The sequence below is a fragment of the Bacillus mycoides genome (assembly GCF_018742245.1).
Lineage (GTDB): Bacteria > Bacillota > Bacilli > Bacillales > Bacillaceae_G > Bacillus_A > Bacillus_A cereus_U.
Map to the genome: position 1 here is coordinate 1,020,044 of NZ_CP036132.1, position 19,737 is coordinate 1,039,780.

Genomic DNA, 19,737 nt, shown 5'->3' on the forward strand with positions numbered 1-19,737 from the left:
GGGGGATTTTTTTGCGTTTACATAACATTGATACATTAGAAATAAGAGAAAAAGATCATTTATTGAGAAAATCATATTTAGATAAATCGAATTTGAGTCCGAATTTTGATATGGAATCATTAGGGCAGCTTAGCTTTGTTAGAATAAAAGGTCTTTCGAATTTTTGGGAGGATAAGGACGGGAAGGAATTTGATTTTGATGCCATTATGAGCGATGTACTCAGTGGTTTTTCATCTTTACAATCAACATTTACATTTCTTCTCATCGGTAGTCAAAAGGAGATAGGTGTTTATGTTGGAACGGATCAATCCAATCAATCTATTTTATCTTCTTCATTACAGGCATCATATCCATATGTCAAATTGCAGGATGTTGAGATGGATGAGATGTCACGGAAGCTACGCTCTGTTGGAAATAACGGAGGGATTATTACAGGTATCCCGACTAATAAAACTTTTGGAGAAAGTAAGAGTCAACAAATTGAACGTTTATGTACAGGGATGTATGGGAGTTCTTGGGCGTATATTGCTATTGCAAAATCTATGAGTCCCTTTCAAGTGACATTGGCACATGAGAGGATATTGAATGAAATTGATAGTGTAAGTAAGTTTATAAAAATATCGGAATCAGGTGGGAATTTAGGTAAGGAGTCTTGGGAAGTAACGAATTTAACCCTTCAAAGGTATGTAGATAATCTAAACTCATTGGAAGCTAGTATAGACGGTGGAAGAACGATGGGAATGTGGAGAGTTGTCGGCTATTACTTGGCGGACCAACTTGTTAATGCAACCAAACTGCGAAACTTAATTACTTCTGTCTATAATGGTGAGCAATCTAAACCAGAGAAAATAAGGACTTTACCTATAAATAATATTTTGCATTATGCGTCTAATTTTCAGCTTCCGGCTAATGAATTACCACCCTTAAAGGTTACGAAGCATCCGATAGGAGCATGGGACTTGCACGGTGAAGGGATAACAAAGACCGTTCATTGCTATAAGTATTTGTATCAAACGATTTTGCCAACTGAAGAGCTTTCAACTTTATGTCAAATCCCGCGGAAAGAAATGCCGGGTTTTTATATTGACCAATATGTTGAGTTTGATGTTGCAAATCGCCGTTCGGTGTACGAGGAGAATGAAGGTTTTACAGTAGGGAAGATTATTAATGGTAATGAAGAGATAAAACCATATGAAAAATTAGAATCAAGTGATCTCATTTATGATATGGATTTAATGGATTTAAGCCGACATGGACTAATTGTAGGGATTACTGGTGGAGGTAAATCAAATACCTCTAAGAGCTTGCTTCGGAACTTATGGAATAAGCATCGTATTCCTTTTATGGTAATTGAATCAGCTAAACGGGAATATTGGGAATTGTACAATATGGAAGGGTTTGAAGACATTTTAGTGTTTACATTAGGAGCGGAAGATGAAAATTCAGTTCCGTACCGAATTAATCCATTTGAAAAAGTGGAGGGAGTACCGTTACAAACGCATATCGATTATGTACTTTCAACTTTTAAAGCAAGCTTTGAGCTTTATGCACCAATGCCGCATGTTTTAGAAACTAGCATTTATCAAATATATGAAGATCGAGGCTGGGATATTTTAAGCAATAAAAATAAATACGGTGCAAATGTTTATCCAACCTTAGATGACTTATACTACAAAATTGATGTTGTCGTTGATAATTTAGGATATGATCAGCGCTTGAAATCAGATATTACGGCAGCACTTAAAGCAAGAATTCACTCGTTACGTGTTGGTGGTAAAGGTGCCATGTTAAATACGGATAAGTCAATTCCGATTGCAGATTTATTGTCTAGACCTGTTATTTTGGAACTAGAGGATATCGGAGATGATGATGTTAAAGCATTTATGATGGGAATTATTCTAGTTCAACTTTATGAATATAGAAGGACGAAGCTTACTAGAAATAAAGGATTTGAACATCTTATTTTAATTGAAGAAGCACATAGATTGTTAGCTAATGTATCGGGTGGTGGAGAAGGAAATGTTCGTGCGAAATCCGTAGAATTCTTTACAAATTTATTAGCTGAAATCCGTAGTTATGGACAAGGCTTTTTAATTGCGGATCAAGTTCCGACGAAATTAGCACCAGATACATTGAAAAATACAAATTTAAAAATTGTTCATAGAATTGTTATGAAAGAAGACCGGGAATTAATTGGACAATCTATGAATATGACGCAAGAACAAATTGAATATATTAGTTCTTTAAGAAGAGGATTTGCTGCTGTTTATGCAGAAGGAGATACACGGCCAAAACTCGTACAAATGCCTTATGTGAAAGAAGACTTTGATTATCCAAGGCAAACCGTTATTCAAGATGTGAAAGGCAAGGTGAAAAATGAATTTCATCATTATGATAGAAAGTATGATTTTGGACCTGCCTGTGCCTTTTGTATGGATAAATGTAATCGCCGAGAAGATATGAGTAATGTAAAGGAGTTTATTGTAAAGCAAAATTGGTTACGTGAAATGTTGGATGATGCTAAAAATGCAGAGTTTAAACCAGATTGGTTTGAGGGCTTGTTTGAAATGTTAGAAAAGAATGGAATGAGCTCGCTCCGAAATTATCATACGAAATTATGTACTTTAAATGTTTTTCTAAGTGACAGGGATTTAGAAGAAAGTTATAAACGAGAAGCTGTTATAAATTATATGAAACATAATCTATTAAAGGATGAATGAATATGAAAGATTTCGATCGAAAAGACCATGTTGATAAAGTAGAGGAAGAAGAAAAACTTGAAGCCAAGAAAGAAAAAAGTATAGAGAAAGAAAGTAAAAATGAGCAGGCTTATAATTTTGATAAATATAATGAACAATTTGAGGGGCGTAAGCAAGAAACAATTGAAGATGGATCTGCTGAGAATACTAAAAATATTAGTTTTGATAAATATCAAAAGCAATTAAATAAGGAAGTAAAGGAACAACAAAATGAACGAGATGCAATTAACCCTGAGTTAGATTCTCCGGAAGTCATGGAAGAAAAAAAGATTGTACAGGAAAATACTGAGGGGGAAACTCCGTTTGAGAACCTAGAAGAAACTGAGAATGTAGAAGGAAAAGAGAAAGACTCTGCGCTTGAGAATCCAGAAGGAACTGAGAAACTGGAAGGGAAAGAGAAAGATGCTGAGCTTGAGAATCCAGAAGGAAAAGAGAAAGATTCTACGCTTGAGAACCTAGAAGAAACTGAGAATGTAGAAGGAAAAGAGAAAGACTCTGCGCTTGAGAATCCAGAAGGAACTGAGAATGTAGAAGGAAAAGAGAAAGACTCTGCACTTGAGAATCCAGAAGGAACTGAGAAACTGGAAGGAAAAGAGAAAGATGCTGAGCTTGAGAATCCAGAAGGAACTGAGAATGTAGAAGGAAAAGAGAAAGATTCTACGCTTGAGAACCTAGAAGAAACTGAGAATGTAGAAGGAAAAGAGAAAGACTCTGCGCTTGAGAATCCAGAAGGAACTGAGAATGTAGAAGGAAAAGAGAAAGACTCTGCACTTGAGAATCCAGAAGGAACTGAGAAACTGGAAGGAAAAGAGAAAGATTCTACGCTTGAGAACCTAGAAGAAACTGAGAATGTAGAAGGAAAAGAGAAAGACTCTGCGCTTGAGAATCCAGAAGGAACTGAGAATGTAGAAGGAAAAGAGAAAGACTCTGCGCTTGAGAATCCGGAAGGAACTGAGAAACTGGAAGGAAAAGAGAAAGATGCTGAGCTTGAGAATCCAGAAGAAAATGAGAATGTAGAGGGAAAAGAGAAAGATTCTACGCTTGAGAATCCAGAAGGAACTGGGAATGTAGAAGGAAAAGAGAAAGATTCTACGCTTGAGAACCTAGAAGAAACTGAGAATGTAGAAGGAAAAGAGAAAGAGAAAGAGAAAGACTCTGCGCTTGAGAATCCAGAAGGAACTGAGAATGTAGAAGGAAAAGAGAAATCCTCTGAGCTTGAGAACCTAGAAGGAACTGAGAAACTGGAAGTGAAAGAGAAAGATGCTGAGCTTGAGGATCCAGAAGGAACTGAGAATCTGGAAGGAAAAGAGAAATCCTCTGGGCTTGAGAATCCAGAAGAAACTGAGAATGTAGAAGGAAAAGAGAAAGACTCTGCACTTGAGAATCCAGAAGAAACTGGGAATGTAGAAGAAAAAGAGAAAGATTCTGCGCTTGAGAATCCAGAAGGAACTGAGAATGTAGAAGGAAAAGAAAAATCCTCTGAGCTTGAGAACCTAGAAGGAACTGAGAATCTGGAAGTGAAAGAGAAAGATGCTGAGCTTGAGAATCCAGAAGGAACTGAGAATCTGGAAGGAAAAGAGAAAGATGCTGAGCTTGAGAATCCAGAAGGAACTGAGAATGTAGAAGGAAAAGAGAAAGATGCTGAGCTTGAGAATCCAGAAGGAACTGAGAATGTAGAAGGAAAAGAGAAAGATGCTGAGCTTGAGAATCCAGAAGGAACTGAGAATCTGGAAGTGAAAGAGGAAGATTCTGCACTTGAGAATCCAGAAGAAAATGAGAATGTGGAAGAAACTCCGGAACAAGAAGTAAAAGAAGAGTTGAATCCATTCGAGCAAGTGGAAGAAGAGACGGCTAAAACTGAGTTAGAGCAGAGAAGTGAGACCGAAGAAGAATCGGGATTCGATCTAGATGCATTGTTAGATCAGAAAAAGAAAGAGATAGATCAAAGAACGATTGGGCAAATTTTAAAAGAAAGAAAAGATGCCTGGAGAGAAGCTGGTTATGGTGATAGTTTTAAAGAAATGTGGAAGAATGCCATACAAGCACAAATAGATGCAAAAAAAGAAGGCAGATGGCTGAAATATAATGCAGAAGAGTTTAGTAAAGAGATAAAAAATGTGTATGAAGATGGAATGAAGTTAGCGAATAAAGTAATCGAAAATAATAAAATATTGGGACCTATAAAAGAAGTATTGGAAGAGCGTAATAAAAAATGGAATGAAGCTGGCGAAGGGAAATACACACTAAAGAGTAGTATTGAGGCGCAAATAGAAGCGGCAAAACAAGGGCCGAAAGCATGGTGGGAGTACAATAAGAAAGAATTTAGTAAAGAGATAAAAACGGCATATGAAGATTGTGCGAAAATGGCGGATAAAATTACTGACAATTATAAAACGTTAGCAAATATAAAAGTGTCACTGGAAGAGCGTCATGAAAAACGGATAGAAGCTGGTGAAGGCGCAACGCTATTAGAAATGTGTAAAAATAGTGTGAGGGCACAAATAGATGCGGCAAAAGAAGGTCCGAAAGGGTGGCTGAAATATAATGCAGAAGAGTTTAGTAAAGAAATAAAAAATGTGTATGAAGACGGAGTGAAAATAGCGGATAAAATCACCGATACTTATAAGGTAATAGCAAATGCAAAAATATCATTGAGAGAGCGACATGAAAAGCGAATAGAAGATGGCGAAGGCGCAACGCTAATGGAAATGTGTAAAAATAGTGTGAGGGCACAAATAGATGCAGCAAAAGAAGGTAGATGGCTGAAATATAACGCAGAAGAGTTTAGTAAAGAAATAAAAAATGTGTATGAAGATAGTATGAAAGTAGCAAATAAAATGATAGAAAGTAATAAAATACTATTTTCTATAAAAGAAGTTGCTATAGAACGTGAAAAAATATGGAGCGAAGCTGAAGACGGTAAATACACATTGAAATATAGCATTAAAGCACAAATAGAAGCGATAAAGCAAGGTCCGGCAGAATGGTTCAAATATAATAAAGAAGAGTTTAGTAAAGAGATAAAAACTGTGTATGAAGATAGTATGAAAGTAGCGAATAAAATAATTGATAAGTATAAGCCGTTAGCAGATGCAAGAGATGTTTTGGAAGCGCGTGATAAAAAATGGAGAGAAGCTGGTGAAGCAAATACGATAACAAGTAGCTGGAAAGCACAACTAGAGGCAGCAAAACAAGGTCCAAAAGCATGGTGGGAATATACTAAAAAAGGTTTTGGGGGAGAAACGAGACATCTATTTGAAGATGGGAAATCGTATCTTATCAAATATATGGACACACCAGGGTTATTTGATGAAGTTGATGATAAGGCTTCTGAGAAAAAAGATGATAAAAAAAAGGTTAGAGAAATAGAAAGAGAGGGGATAGAGAATCAAGTAGAGACGGATGATTCAATTAAGTATAAAGAGCAGCTTCCACCATCTTTCTTCGACCAAATGATGGCTGAAATTGAAAGTGTTGAGGAGACCGATTATAAAAAATTGGTAGCAGAACTACGTGAAGAAATTAGTTTGGAGACGGCTAGAAGAAAAGAAGAAGAAGATTTAAAGAAGGACAGTAAACAAGAAGTTAGGGATACATTTATTGATTCGGCGGCGGAAGCTTATGTTAAAGAAGATATTGTAGAAGAAGTGTTACGAGTGGAGACAGATACAACACTTGGAGAAACATTTATTGATAATCTTGGAGAGAAAATATCTAGTAAATTATACTTAGATGGCTGGGAAGATGTTAAAAAGCAATTTACAGAGGCGACGCCGGGGTTACTGTCAACGGAGACAGAGAATACGATAAATGAGTTTGCCGAAGAAATACAAGAAGTAAAAGTTGATGTAGACGTAAGTGACCTTATGGACTCGTTGCAAGGAAACAATAGTATACTTGCTGAATCGGTAGACCATTATGTGAAAGGTAAACTCGGTGTAGATGAAATTCCCGAAGAAATAAGTGAAACATTACAAGAGGGAATAGAAGAAATTATAGATGAACTTGCAAGTGAAGTAACGGAATGGTTGTTAGGAGAAATTGTTCCATTTCTTCGTCACGTTCGTACACGTGTTGAGGAAGGGAAAAAAAATGGTGAAGGAGATACATTTGTAGAGCAATGGAAAAATGCCATTGCGCATTATAAGGAATTAATTAGAAGAAAAGAATTTACGAGGGAATTTGCGAAAGGGCTGGGAGAAGAAGCTAAAAATGTGGGCCGTCACGTTACGTATGCTACGATCGCTATCCCTCTCCTGACTATTAGATTAGGAAAACTGTTGTGTAAGCGAAAAAAATAGTAGTTTAATAAAATATTTATGAGGTGGATAAAATGTCAACATTAAAAACAATAAAAGAGAATTTAATACAATCTGTAATTGCATCGGTATTAGCGGTGATTTCGGAAAAAGGATTAAAGCCAGTAGAAGAGTTGAAGATAGATGGATCTCCTATTGAATATGCTGGTGATGTAGGGATGTTCATTTCGGCTCTTATTGAATTACATGATATTTTTGAGTTGAACTTTGAAATGAATTTGAATGAAGTAGGAACGAAATTTCCAACAATTGAATCGCTTGTTGAGTACTTTATGATTCGAATTGTAGATGAAAAAATTTAATAAGTTTGTAGTTCGGGTGGTTTGTAGTGTATGTGCTAAAGCCACCTGATTTTTATACCGGAAAATATTTTGTAACTTTTCTGAAAAAATATAACAAAAATGGTCGTAGAAGTTATAAAATAAACATAAAATGATGTAGTTAAATTGCGGGAAATTTTCATTGACGGAACTTTTTTAACTATTTATTATAATAAATGAGTCTTGTTTATGGCAAATTTGTGAAAAAAATGTTAGATTTATCTTATTTGTTATACCGATATGTATTGTAAAAAGAATATTGAGGAGCTGATTAGGTGATTATTGGTATCGATTTAGGAACAACTAACTCGGCGGTGGCATACATAGATGATAGTGGAAACCCAACAATTCTGCCAAACCGTGAGGGAGAAAGAGTTACTCCATCAGTTATATTTTTTGAAGATGGATCACCTGTTATAGGTTCAACTGCAAAAAGTATTTCTGTATCAGACCCAACAAATACTGTTCAATTTGTGAAGAGACAAATGGGAAATGCAAGTTATAAATTCCCGATAGCTGGAGATGTATTTACACCTGAGGATCTTTCGGCTCTTATCTTGAAACGTTTAAAAGAAGATGCAGAAGAAGCAATAGGCGCTAAAGTGACAAAAGCTGTTATCACAGTACCAGCTTATTTCGATGATGCGCAAAGAAAAGCAACGCAAGATGCTGGGAGAATTGCTGGTTTAAATGTACTTAAGGTAATTAACGAACCAACGGCTGCTGCATTAGCATATGGTTTAGCGAATCGTGAGCAACAGCAAAACGTAATGGTGTATGACTTAGGCGGCGGTACATTTGACGTGACGCTGATGCAACTAAATCAAGATGAAGTAATTGTTAAGGCTACTGGAGGAGATCGTAACTTAGGTGGTTTCGATTTTGATAACAAAATTTTTGAATTAGTAGAACAGAAATTTGAAGAAGAGCATGGATTAGATTTATATGATGATTTAAATGCAGTACAAGATTTACGTGAGAAGGCTGAAGCTTGTAAAAAAATGCTATCATCTCGTAAAAAATCGGTTATTACACTTTCATCTCAAGGGCGCACAGTAAAAGTTGAAGTGACAAAAGAAAAATTCGATGAAATTCTTTCGCCTCTTTTAAATCGTACCGCTTTAATTATGAAAAATGTTTTGATGGATGCTGAATTATCTTGGGAAGATATTGATAAGATTGTACTTGTTGGCGGCTCGACGAGAGTTCCAGCTGTTTCAGATTTAATTGAACGTACAACAGGAATTAAGCCTTCAAAAGATGTAAATCCTGATGAAGTAGTTGCGCTAGGAGCTGCTATTCAAGGAAGCTTATTACAAGTAGATAATGAAGCGTCTGACAATGCAGAAGAGTTTAAACCGAAAACGAGAGTAGTAGATGTAAACTCGCATAGTTTAGGGATGTTACTTGTTGATCATAACACTGGTGGAGACATTAACCAAAAAATTATTGTTCGAAATACACCAATTCCAGCTAGTAAAGAAGCTGTGTTTTATACAGTTGATGATGGGCAAACATCTCTTCGCGTTCAAGTAACAGAAGGGGAAGACAGTGACCCTGATTTTGTAAAAATTATCGGTCAATCGAATCTAGATTTAAGAGGACCAAAACCACAAGGATACCCAGTTCGCTTCATTTTTACATATGATGAAAATGGCGTTGTACACGTTTATGGAAAAGATGAAAATACTGGTCAACATTTAGGTGAAATGCAAATTGAAAGAAAATCAAATTTAACAGAAGCAGCAATTGAACAAAAAGCTGAAAAATTAGCAGGAATTTCAGTGGAATAACGATTTTTTTTGATGTATTTTATACGGATAGGGGTGTTTAACCTTTGGAGAATTATTATGAATTGCTGCAGGTTGATCCGAATATTGGAGCAGCCGAGCTGAAAGAGAAGTTAATTGAGGCGCAGCGAAAATGGTTAGGGAGAACGAATGCACCTGATTTAAAGCGTAGACAGGAAGCTGAACGAATAGTTGAGATTCTTGCTGAAGCCGAGGCAATTCTTTTGGATGAAGCGAAGAGAAGCGAGTATAACCGTACGTTAGAGGGTTCTACTCCTGAAGTGGATACAAATTACCAAGAACCGTTTGATAATACAACAGGATCTACTGCACAAGAATTAATAGATGAAGCATGGAATCTATTAGAGCAAGGAAGAGTTGCAGATGCAATTGTTGTAGGAAAAAGAGTGACTGAAAATTATGGAGCTAACGCACATGGATGGGCGATATTAGCGAGAGCACATTATATGTGGAATGAGTTTGATGATGCGATTTATGAGTATAGAAAAGCGATGGACATCGAAACAAATAACGATGTATTCTATTATGATTTATCTGATGTTTATTTGGATCATCCGAAATTAAGCTTCGAAGAGCGATTAGATCACGCTGAAAGATTAACTCAACAAGCATTAAGTATTAAACCGAATGAGCGAGCATATCGTTTTAGAATGGCAGTAATTGCAAGATATAGAGATAACTATGATCAAGCGATTGATATTTTACGTCAATTAATTGAAACATATGGAAAAGACCCAAGTTTAGGCAATGAATTGGCTTATAATTACTACTATAAGTGTTTATCGATGCTATATGCTCAAGAGAGTAATGGTGAGACTTATTATAGCTATATTTCTCAAGAGAGCGCTGAACAAGGACTAATCTTATTAAGAGAAGCAAAGATTTATGCAACAGATAGAGATTTACTTGGATACATTCAAACATTTATTGATTTAGGCGAAAAAGCATTACAAACAAAGTTTCTAGTAGGGCGTTTTGCTGGTTTAGGTTTTATACCTGCAATATGGTTCTTAAATGCACTATTTTCTTTTTCATTTATTAGTTTATTAATTAGTGGAGCGTTACTTTACTTTGTTTGGAAAATTAGTAGAATTCCAGTTTGGCTTGATAATAAAGAAGTTAATACTGGTCAAAGAGAACAACGAAATCGAAGTATTTTAACCGCCATAGCGGTTGTGTTCGGTAGAAAATAATGAAACATTTTGAAAACTCCTGAATAGGAGTTTTCTTTATTCATAAGTCTTGAATTGCTTTATAGGAGGGATACAATGTCAACGGCAAATTTGTATAACAAAGAAGAGTTTTTGGCTTTTAAATCATTATTTGAAGCGAATGTCCATTCAGGAGAATTGTCAAAAGCATTGACACAAATTGATGGATTACTTGCTCGATATCCTGATCATCCGGGGTTATTTTATTTAGCTGGATTGTTATTTTCACATAATCAAAATTACGATAAGGCAAAAACTTATTTTGAGCAAGCGCTATCACTAGATGAGAGTAATAGCGAATACATGGTGTATTTAGGGATAACATATGTAGAATTGAATCAGCTTAATCAAGCAGAGACGTTGCTTCTAAGTGCATATAATTTAGGAGAAGCAGATATAACTACGGTAATGGGGTTAGGAAAATTATATTTAAAACAGGAAAACTATGAGAAAGCTAGATTTTATTTTAATAAAGTTTTAAGTCAAGATTCATTGCACCATGAAGCGAATGTCAGAATGGGACAAGCTTATCTGTTTGAAAAAAAGCATGTGCAACAAGCAATTACACATTTCGAACAAGCGTTGAAAAACGGAAAGAGTGAAGAATTAGAGTATTACTATGCGAAAGCTCTTTTACAATCAGAAATGGAAGCGCAATGCATAAAGTGTTGTAAGAAATTTTTGATGAGAAATCCGAATTCCTCGTGGGCTGATCGATTCCGTGAGTTAATGCTAAATGCTCAAGGAGTAAATACGAAGCAAACGCCTAAAGAGGACTACAAGCAGCAAAGAAGAAGAGACCCCAATTTCAATTCGAATACAGGGGAGCAAAATCATAACAATGAAATCGATAAGTATCAAAGAGTGTTTGAAGATGCGAAGAAGCGTTTAAATAGCTATATATTTGGTCAGGAAGAGTTTATCGATCAGTTATGTATGGGTTACATGAGAAGCTTTATTTACGAACGTCCAGATGCGAACTTAAAAAATGTTATTTTTGTCTCTGGTCGAAAAGGTACAGGAATATATAAATCAGTAAAATATTTAACAGCGATTATGAATGAGTATAGTTTATATGAAAAACCAGATGTACACTACATTGATATTAGTAGTTCGCTTGGAGCATCAGATATTGAAAGTACTTTTTTATCAGATGTGTATAGAGGGATCACGTCTAAATCAGATGTACTGTACTTTGATAATGTCGATAAATGTCCGCCTAATTTACTTTCTAATTTATCAGAGTTAATTATGAATGGGAAAGTTAAGTTGAAGGATCGCTATGTTTATAATGCGAATTTGCAAGCGCTCCAAAAAACATATAGCAGTTTAGCGGAGAAAGGTATTGATTCGATTCAAATAGAAAATAAGTTAATTATTTTATCTACTGAAAAGGATTTGAAAGAAATTCGTACAATGTTTCCGGTCACAGTATTAGAGAAAATAAAAGATTATCCGCAAACATCTGTATTACCGCTCCATACTTTGACAAAAATATCAGAGCGCTATTTGAAAAAATATCAAAAACGTATTCATACGAAATTACAAGTGAATATGAACTGTACTCATGATGTATCTGATTTTATTGTTGAGAAAGCGAATTTAGCAATGGGTGTACACGGAATTAAGAGTTATATAGAAGATGATATTTATCAGTCTATTACAAATCTGCGTATATCAGGGAAAATAGAACCAGGCATCATTTATCAACTTACAGCATCGGATGAATTATATTTAGATGATGGTGTGGAGAAAATACAAGTTACTCGTAAAAAAGCAGGAGCAGAAAATTTAGAAAATATTAAAGGTAAATTTGAAAAAGTCATTGGTTTGAATGCAGTTAAAGAGAGAGTCTTTCAATTGGAAGAGTTCTTGACACTGCAAAAAATTAGACAATCACGCGGATCGAAACAAACACGTTTAACGATGAATTTTATCTTTACAGGAAACCCTGGTACAGGTAAGACTACTATCGCACGATTAGTCGCGGAATATTTAAAGGCTGTAGGTTATTTATCCAGCGGTCATTTAGTCGAAGTAGATCGATCTCTTTTAGTCGGTCAATATATAGGAGATACAGCGCCAAAAACACAAGCTGTGATTGATTCTGCAAAAGGCGGGGTTTTATTCATTGATGAAGCATATTCTTTAGCTAGAGGTGGAGAAAATGATTTTGGGAAAGAAGCTATTGACACTATAGTTAAAGGAATGGAAGACCTTAGAGAAGATTTAGTTGTAATTCTTGCTGGATATAAGGATGAAATGGACGGTTTTTTAAAGACAAATCCAGGCTTGCAATCTAGATTTAATAATCATATAGATTTTCCTGATTATACATCTGAAGAGCTCTTCATGATTTCTGAAAAAATTGTAGAAAGTGAAGGGTTTACTATTGCAGATGATTTGAAAGATGATTTGATTGAAGAATTCTCGAGAAAACAAATACCAGGAAAAAATGATTCTGGAAATGGACGATTGGCAAGAAATATCGTTGAGAAGGCTATGGCGGAGCAAGCAGCTAGACTTAAAAATTCTGGTGATACGTTAAAACTTTTAAGCGATGAAGAATTAAATATGTTAACGAAAGATGATTTTGGATTAGGCGCAGAAAATACATTTGACTTAAATGCTGAATTAGATAAAATCATTGGCCTTGATCAAGTGAAAGAATTTATGAGGGGGATGGAACTTCAGCTTGTAGCGCAGAAGAAAAGAAAGAATGCTGGATTACAATCTCCGGTTGGGCAAAGTCTGAATATGATTTTCACCGGTAATCCAGGAACAGGTAAAACAACTGTTGCTAGATTATTAGGGACAATGATGAAAGAAATGGGGATTTTAAAATCTGGACATTTCGTTGAAGTTGATCGAGGGGGACTTGTTGGCCAGTATTTAGGACATACAGCACCGAAAACAACTGATAAATTTATGTCTGCTTTAGGTGGGATTTTATTTATTGATGAAGCGTATTCATTGGCTACTGATAAATTTGGAAAAGAAGCAATCGATACGATTGTAAAACTTATGGAAGATCATCGAGAGAATATTATCGTCATACTAGCTGGATATGAGAAAGAAATGAAAGAATTCCTAAAAACAAATTCAGGTCTGAAATCTCGATTCCCTCTAAATGTCGACTTCAAAGATTACTCTGTACATGAGCTTGTTGCCATTGGAGAAAGCATGATTAAAGGAAGAGAGTTCATTTTACCAGAAGAGGCAAGAGACGCTTTAGTGGAAAGAGTAGAATCTGAAATGCAGCTATCTTCCGCAGAATCAGGAAACGGAAGAATGATTAGAAATATTGTGGAGGAAGGGATTCGTAGACAGTCAGCACGAATTAGTGAGGATGAATATGCAGACTCTACAGAACTTATAACTTTCAGAGCGCCAGATTTTCTCGCAGATACAAGAGATAAAGAATTTGATTTAGAAAAAGAACTGGAAAAAATCGTAGGATTAACAGACATAAAAGATTTCGTCCGTTCATTAGAAAAACAACTAATTGCCCAGCAGCTTCGCCAAAGTGTTGGGATTAAGAATAAATTTTCTCAAAATCTAAATATGATTTTCACCGGTAATCCAGGAACAGGAAAAACGACTGTAGCTCGTGTAGTTGGTGATTTATTAAAGCGAATGGGGCTCTTAAAAAGCGGTAAATTGGTTGAGGTGGACAAAGGTAACCTTATTGCACCTTATGCTGGTCAAACGCCTGAGAAGGTAAAAGAAGTATTTATGTCTGCGCTTGGCGGAGTGTTGTTTATTGATGAAGCATATGCGCTGAGTAACGATAATGTTGGTAAAGAAGCGATTGATACATTAGTTAAACTAGTGGAAGAGTATAGGGATAGCGTTATTGTTATACTAGCTGGATATGAGAAAGAAATGCGAGACTTCTTACAAGTTAACTCAGGTCTTAAGTCGCGCTTCCCAATTGACGTTCATTTCCCGGATTATTCGGTCGCTGAATTAGTGGAGATTGCAAAGTTAACGACAACAAATGATGGGTTTGTACTAACAGAGCAATCAATTGCTCCGTTATCGAAAGTACTTGGGAGAGAGATAAAACGTTTGAAAGCTGATGCAGGGAACGGAAGATTAGTACGTAATGTTATTGAAGAGGCTAAGAGAGAACAGGCTAATCGAATTGTAAATGAAGGAATTCTAGATGAGAATGAAATTATGAACTTGCTTCCTGAAGATTTTGAGAAGGAACAAAATAATGCAGTAGCAGAATTCCAATTAGAAGAACATTTGCAAGCAATTATTGGATTAAACGAAGTGAAAGATTTTATGAGAAGTTTACAAGATCAAATTCGAATTGCGCAAACAAGGAAAAGTTTAGGCTTGCCAGTAGAAGAAGGGTCTTCATTACACATGATCTTTACCGGTAATCCGGGAACAGGAAAAACGACTGTGGCAAGAATTGTTGCTAATTTACTTTATCATTTAGGGATCTTATCTTCTAATAAGACGATTGAGGTGGATCGTTCAGGCCTTGTTGCTGGATATGTAGGGCAAACAGCTATAAAAACAAAAGAAGTGATTCAATCAGCTCTTGGCGGTGTATTGTTTATTGACGAAGCCTACGCCTTAGCTAAAGATGTGAATACCAGTCATGGTTTCGGAAAGGAAGCAATTGATACGTTATTAAAAGCGATGGAAGATTATCGTGATGATTTAATCGTTATTCTTGCTGGTTATACGAATGAAATGGAAGGATTTTTAAATACAAATCCAGGGTTGAGATCGCGTATACCAAATGTAATTGAATTTAAAGATTATAGTGTTGATGAGTTGTTACAAATGGGAGAGAAAATGTTTAAGGGAAATGGATATCAGTTAACAGAGACTGCTGATCAGAAACTTCGAGATAAAATTGAAATAGCGTGTAAGGAAGAACAATTTGGAAACGGAAGATATATACGTAACGTATATGAAGAAACGAAACGGAATCAAGCAGTACGTCTACGAGGTGTAGAATTAACTCGTGAGAATTTAATGCTAATTGAAGATACTGATATTAAGTAATAAAAAAAGCTTGGGGCTACCCAAGCTTTTTTTACTTCATTATTTCTTTGCGTCTTTTTTAGCGTCAGCTTTTGGTTCTTCGAAAAGATCTTTCAAATCTTTATCGTCAACTTTTACGTCAGCTTTTTTGATTTCTTTCATCATAAGGTCGTTCATGAATTGAGCATCTTGTGCTTTCTTTTGAACAAGGTCTTTTTTGATGTCGCCTTTTACTTCATCAAATGGTTTTTGTTCTTTAATATCTGTTACTTTAATGATGTGGTAACCGAATTGTGATTTTACAGGTTCGCTTACTTCATCTTTTTTCATTTTATAAGCTGCGTCTTCGAATTCTTTAACCATTTTACCAGCTGTAAAGTAGCCAAGGTCTCCGCCTTTTTCTTTTGAACCAGTATCTTCAGAGTATTGTTTCGCTAACTCTTCGAAAGATTTACCTTGTCCAAGCTCTTCTTTAACCTTTTTCGCAGTAGCTTCATCTTTTACAAGAATGTGGCTTGCTTTAATTTCAGGCTTGTAGTTTTCTTTTAGTTCTTTATCAGTGATTGTTTTTTCAATCGCTTGTTCTTGAGCTAATGAAGCGCGAACGCCATTTTTAACTGTTTCTTCTTTAAGACCTTGTTGTTTCATTAGTGTATCGAATTGGTCACCGACTTGCTTTTTCATTTCATCGTACTTTTTGTCCACTTCTTTGTCATCGACTTTGTAGTTGTGAATAAGTACTTTTTCCATAACCATGATATTTAGTACTTGTTTACCAGATTGTGTCTTCATTTGATTGTAGAACTCTTCTTTAGTGATGTTACCAGCTTTAGATGTAACAATTTTGTCTGATGATGATGATGTTCCACATGCTGATAATGCGATTACACTTGTTGCGGCTAAGGCAAGCATAGCTTTCTTCATTCAATAAACACTCCTACTATTATGTATTTTTAATTTATCCCGTACAAATGAAGAAACGCCTTATGATAGGTTATTTTCGTTCATAAGAACCTGATTAAGTCTCACTGATGTCTTTGCTTTTGTTATATGTAAAAGCACGCTTAACAGGGCTTACCTAGGCTTTAGGATAAAGTTTAGATGCGTGTCATTTATTTCATAGTATAAGCAATATGTACAAAATTTAATATATCATATTTCGACGAGTTTTCCTATTGATAAAGAAATTTTAACCAGTTTGTGTCAGATTTTGAAAGGGTACCATATTGGGCGAATGCCGCATATATAGAAAAGAGGAGGGGATGGGGGATGAATTCTCAACTTATTTTATTACTTGTACTGTTTATTTTATTAGTTATAGTAGGTATAATTTGCTTATAGAGGAAAAAAATGAGGAAGGGGCTTCCTTCCTCACTTTCCATGAAATATAATTTCTACATAACTAGAAATTAATAGAATGGTAATACATACGTTAATAACTCGAAAGACACCGGGCTGGCGGCTCGCAGATATTTGTTTTCGCTCACACAGTGTATGTGTCATGAAATTCGTGTAAAATATAACAAGAAGTGCGAATGCGACAAAGACAACGGTTATAAGAGTCATGAGGCGAGACCTCCTTTTGGCTAAAATACATATACTTTATATATTGTATCATACGATATTTTGTTCGTGTTACAAAATTCAGAAATAGAAGACTTTGTGTTAGGAAGCGAGGGAGAAAATGGACGTTGTAAGAAGACTAGAACAAGCTGAATATTACGTAGACCTACTATTTAAAATGATTGATGAAGAAAAGTGTCCATTTTATTCTTTAATCATAAAGAAAAAAGCTCGTAAAAAAGACATTGAACGTATACTAAAACTTTGTGAAAAACTGAACGAACAATATGTAGTGGAGAAAGCAGAAGGCCTTCTATTGTTTGATGCGTTATTAGATCAATTTGAAAAAGCGCTTCCACATCAGCTCGAAGTACACGAAACTGCGGAAGCGCTAGCAAAACAAGGTTTATTTAAGCCACTTATGAATGAATTCTTACGCATGATTGCGAAAAAATAAATAGATTATTTCTTAACTAACTTTTGATCGGATTCCGTAAAGTTCTCCTCGATATCTTCTAATGATTTCTCAAAAATATCGATGAAGTCTTGTCCGTAAATATTACGCAGGATTGCAATCAGTTCGATATTTTCTGGGAACTTACCGTAAAAATTACGAAGTTCAAGTGCCCCATTAAAAACAGAATTATTTTCAGGATCATACTCCTCCATTAAGCAAAGTAGTAATTCTTCCCCTTTGTCTGTAATTTCAATGTACGTATTTCGTTTATCATCTTCTTTTTTTGAGAATACAAGATAGCCGCGTTCTTCAAGCTTTTTAGAGAAGTTAAACGCCGTTGAGACGTGCATAACTCCAAATTTAGCAATCTCAGAAATAGAAGCCCCTTTTAAATGATAAGCGATGGTTAAAATGTGATGCTCATTAATGTTTAAATCGTAAGGTTTAATCCACTGTTGCCAATCTTTCTCTACGCATTTCCATAACGCTTTCGATAATTGAGCAATACGTTGGCTGAAAATCATCGCTTCTTTTACCGAGTAATTTTTTTCTCCACTTTTCATTTACTCACCCACTTTAACATTCTTTTTTCATTATTATCTATTATGCCAGTAAAATAAAAATTAATAAAGTCTTTTTGTGAGAATTGTGAAAATTTTTCGGAAAAACAACATTCTATACAAATCATGCATAACTATGGAAGCGTTTTATGAGTCAAGAATACATGTGTTTTCTTTACATGTTAAGGGATAACATATATTGTAAATGCATAAAAACACGGCATATCTATGTGATATGCCGTGTTAAGGTCAATTCGTATGAAAAATATTTGTTATATGCAAAAAACTAAGCAGGAATATGTTTACGCTTTTTCTGGAACGGCTTCTTGTAGTTTCTCGATTGACTTTTGAATGTCTAAAATTTCTTTTTCAATATGTCGTTTGTTTTGAGAAATATCTTGTTTCCAGTTAGAAAGCGTGTCTTGCATATCGTCTTTTAGTTCTTGGAATACTTCTTTACCTTCTGAAGCAGTTTCAACGATTTGACGCTTTAATAACTTTGTATCAGCTGTAATATCAGCTAAAGTCTTTTTAATATCAGTTCCTTTTTCTTTCAGCTTACCGCGCATAGCTTTACCAGAAGAAGGAGTTGAGAAAAGAACGGCTAGTCCAGCAACTGCTCCGCCGCAAAGTACACCTGTAATAAAGGATTTAGCTTTTGACATAAAAGGAAACCTCCTTATTTTTCGTTCGTATTCATGATGTATAAAAGTGTGCATATCTTTAAGACAAGGGGAAGAAAAGTGAGCTTTTCTCTCTCTTGTACATGCTATGCACAAAAAATCATATCCCCGGCATTTTTGGTGAAGAAATAAGCCATTCAATAAATGCCAGAGGAATCGGCTTGATATGTATTACTTCTTATTATAGTGGCACTATTTCACACTATTTGCAATTGTACTTGCGATGTTTTGTAAATTTTCCATTGTATATTCATTTTGGTGTGATTTCCAAACAGCACCGAAACCATCGTTTTCACCGTAGCGTGGAATTAAATGAAGGTGGAAGTGGAATACAGTTTGTCCAGCTTTCTCGCCGTTATTGTTAAGTAGGTTGAAGCCAACTGGATTAAATTCTGCTTTCATTGCATTTGCGATTTTTGGAACGACAGCAAAAATATGTGATGCGATTTCTGGCGTTAACGCAAAAATGTCTTGTTTGTGAACTTTCGGAATAACAAGAGTATGTCCTTTTGTTACTTGACTAATATCTAAAAATGCAAGTACATGTTCATCTTCGTATACTTTTGAGCAAGGGATTTGCCCGTCAATGATTTTACAAAAAATACAATTGTCCGCTGTATGATTCATCGATCTCATCCTTTCAAATAGTCTTAGCCGTATTTTACCATAATTACATAGGAGAACAAACACGAAAAACAGGAAGCTGACTCAGCTTCCTGTTTTCTGAAGAGGGATTGAAAAAGCATTTTTTTATAATTTACGGTTCGCAGACACCTCATTTATATAAGAAATGCACGGTAAATCGGCTAAAGTTTCTGCCGTAGACACCCCATTTTCAAGTGAAATGAATTGCAATCTTTTTAAAAATGAAATTGTTTATTTTTTAAAACAGTATATGCTCTTTCGGAGACACCCCGTTTCGAAAATGAAACAAATTATCTGGTTATGTGTAAATTTCATTGTCCAATTTGGACACCCCATTTCATGATGACTTCACTATGTTGTTGTACTCATCAATTGGTGGTTGCTTTTTCAAGTGTGTTC

At 35.4% G+C, this 19,737-nt stretch carries 12 protein-coding genes; 7 read left to right on the plus strand and 5 right to left on the minus strand.

The window, feature by feature from the left end; all coding sequences use genetic code 11:
* The first annotated feature begins 11 nt into the window (after nucleotides 1-11).
* The 6 genes from EXW56_RS05195 (at nucleotide 12) to EXW56_RS05220 (ending at nucleotide 15,451) form a co-directional block, all read left to right on the plus strand.
* The gene (locus EXW56_RS05195; protein ID WP_215597268.1) at nucleotides 12-2,720 is read left to right on the plus strand and encodes an ATP-binding protein; all 2,709 of its coding nucleotides are present in this window, start codon (nucleotides 12-14) and stop codon (nucleotides 2,718-2,720) included.
* Nucleotides 2,721-2,722: 2 nt separating this feature from the next.
* Nucleotides 2,723-7,060 carry a hypothetical protein gene (locus EXW56_RS05200; RefSeq protein ID WP_215597269.1) on the plus strand — a complete coding sequence of 1,446 codons (4,338 nt, stop codon included), beginning with the start codon at nucleotides 2,723-2,725 and terminating at the stop codon, nucleotides 7,058-7,060.
* 32 nt (nucleotides 7,061-7,092) lie between these two features.
* Nucleotides 7,093-7,380, plus strand: coding sequence for a hypothetical protein (locus EXW56_RS05205; RefSeq protein WP_215597270.1), 288 nt, complete (start codon nucleotides 7,093-7,095; stop codon nucleotides 7,378-7,380).
* A 293-nt stretch (nucleotides 7,381-7,673) separates the two neighbouring features.
* Complete coding sequence (locus tag EXW56_RS05210; protein WP_215597271.1) at nucleotides 7,674-9,191, plus strand: Hsp70 family protein; 1,518 nt, start codon at nucleotides 7,674-7,676, stop codon at nucleotides 9,189-9,191.
* A gap of 44 nt (nucleotides 9,192-9,235) precedes the next feature.
* Entirely contained in the window at nucleotides 9,236-10,402 is a 1,167-nt protein-coding gene (locus tag EXW56_RS05215) for a tetratricopeptide repeat protein (RefSeq protein WP_215597272.1), read from the plus strand.
* A gap of 75 nt (nucleotides 10,403-10,477) precedes the next feature.
* Nucleotides 10,478-15,451: an AAA family ATPase gene (locus EXW56_RS05220; protein ID WP_215597273.1), complete on the plus strand. Its 4,974-nt coding sequence runs from the start codon at nucleotides 10,478-10,480 to the stop codon at nucleotides 15,449-15,451.
* Between the two features lie 39 nt (nucleotides 15,452-15,490).
* Here EXW56_RS05220 and prsA read toward each other — a convergent pair whose 3' ends face one another.
* Nucleotides 15,491-16,354: a peptidylprolyl isomerase PrsA gene (gene prsA, locus EXW56_RS05225; protein WP_215597274.1), complete on the minus strand. Its 864-nt coding sequence runs from the start codon at nucleotides 16,352-16,354 to the stop codon at nucleotides 15,491-15,493.
* A 447-nt stretch (nucleotides 16,355-16,801) separates the two neighbouring features.
* Nucleotides 16,802-16,996, minus strand: a complete 195-nt coding sequence (locus EXW56_RS05230; protein WP_000172693.1) for a hypothetical protein — start codon at nucleotides 16,994-16,996, stop codon at nucleotides 16,802-16,804.
* Nucleotides 16,997-17,114: 118 nt separating this feature from the next.
* Between EXW56_RS05230 and EXW56_RS05235 the strand changes: the two genes are divergently transcribed.
* Entirely contained in the window at nucleotides 17,115-17,450 is a 336-nt protein-coding gene (locus EXW56_RS05235) for a DUF1878 family protein (protein ID WP_002150076.1), read from the plus strand.
* Nucleotides 17,451-17,455: 5 nt separating this feature from the next.
* On the opposite strand, the gene EXW56_RS05240 is transcribed toward EXW56_RS05235, so the two are convergent.
* The 3 genes from EXW56_RS05240 to EXW56_RS05250 all read right to left on the minus strand — a co-directional run bounded on the left by EXW56_RS05240 (nucleotide 17,456) and on the right by EXW56_RS05250 (nucleotide 19,320).
* Nucleotides 17,456-18,013: an HTH-type transcriptional regulator Hpr gene (locus tag EXW56_RS05240; protein ID WP_002159009.1), complete on the minus strand. Its 558-nt coding sequence runs from the start codon at nucleotides 18,011-18,013 to the stop codon at nucleotides 17,456-17,458.
* A 299-nt stretch (nucleotides 18,014-18,312) separates the two neighbouring features.
* Nucleotides 18,313-18,675, minus strand: a complete 363-nt coding sequence (locus EXW56_RS05245) for a YtxH domain-containing protein (RefSeq protein ID WP_002201482.1) — start codon at nucleotides 18,673-18,675, stop codon at nucleotides 18,313-18,315.
* Between the two features lie 210 nt (nucleotides 18,676-18,885).
* Nucleotides 18,886-19,320 carry an HIT family protein gene (locus EXW56_RS05250; RefSeq protein ID WP_001016832.1) on the minus strand — a complete coding sequence of 145 codons (435 nt, stop codon included), beginning with the start codon at nucleotides 19,318-19,320 and terminating at the stop codon, nucleotides 18,886-18,888.
* Nucleotides 19,321-19,737 lie beyond the last annotated feature (417 nt).

Excerpts from the sequence above, each read along its gene's own strand:
- EXW56_RS05230 (WP_000172693.1), bottom strand. The coding sequence starts at position 16,996 with ATGACTCTTATAACCGTTGTCTTTGTCGCATTCGCACTTCTTGTTATA.
- EXW56_RS05200 (WP_215597269.1), top strand. The coding sequence starts at position 2,723 with ATGAAAGATTTCGATCGAAAAGACCATGTTGATAAAGTAGAGGAAGAA.
- EXW56_RS05245 (WP_002201482.1), bottom strand. The coding sequence starts at position 18,675 with ATGTCAAAAGCTAAATCCTTTATTACAGGTGTACTTTGCGGCGGAGCA.
- EXW56_RS05240 (WP_002159009.1), bottom strand. The coding sequence starts at position 18,013 with ATGAAAAGTGGAGAAAAAAATTACTCGGTAAAAGAAGCGATGATTTTC.
- EXW56_RS05250 (WP_001016832.1), bottom strand. The coding sequence starts at position 19,320 with ATGAATCATACAGCGGACAATTGTATTTTTTGTAAAATCATTGACGGG.
- prsA (WP_215597274.1), bottom strand. The coding sequence starts at position 16,354 with ATGAAGAAAGCTATGCTTGCCTTAGCCGCAACAAGTGTAATCGCATTA.
- EXW56_RS05220 (WP_215597273.1), top strand. The coding sequence starts at position 10,478 with ATGTCAACGGCAAATTTGTATAACAAAGAAGAGTTTTTGGCTTTTAAA.
- EXW56_RS05235 (WP_002150076.1), top strand. The coding sequence starts at position 17,115 with ATGGACGTTGTAAGAAGACTAGAACAAGCTGAATATTACGTAGACCTA.
- EXW56_RS05205 (WP_215597270.1), top strand. The coding sequence starts at position 7,093 with ATGTCAACATTAAAAACAATAAAAGAGAATTTAATACAATCTGTAATT.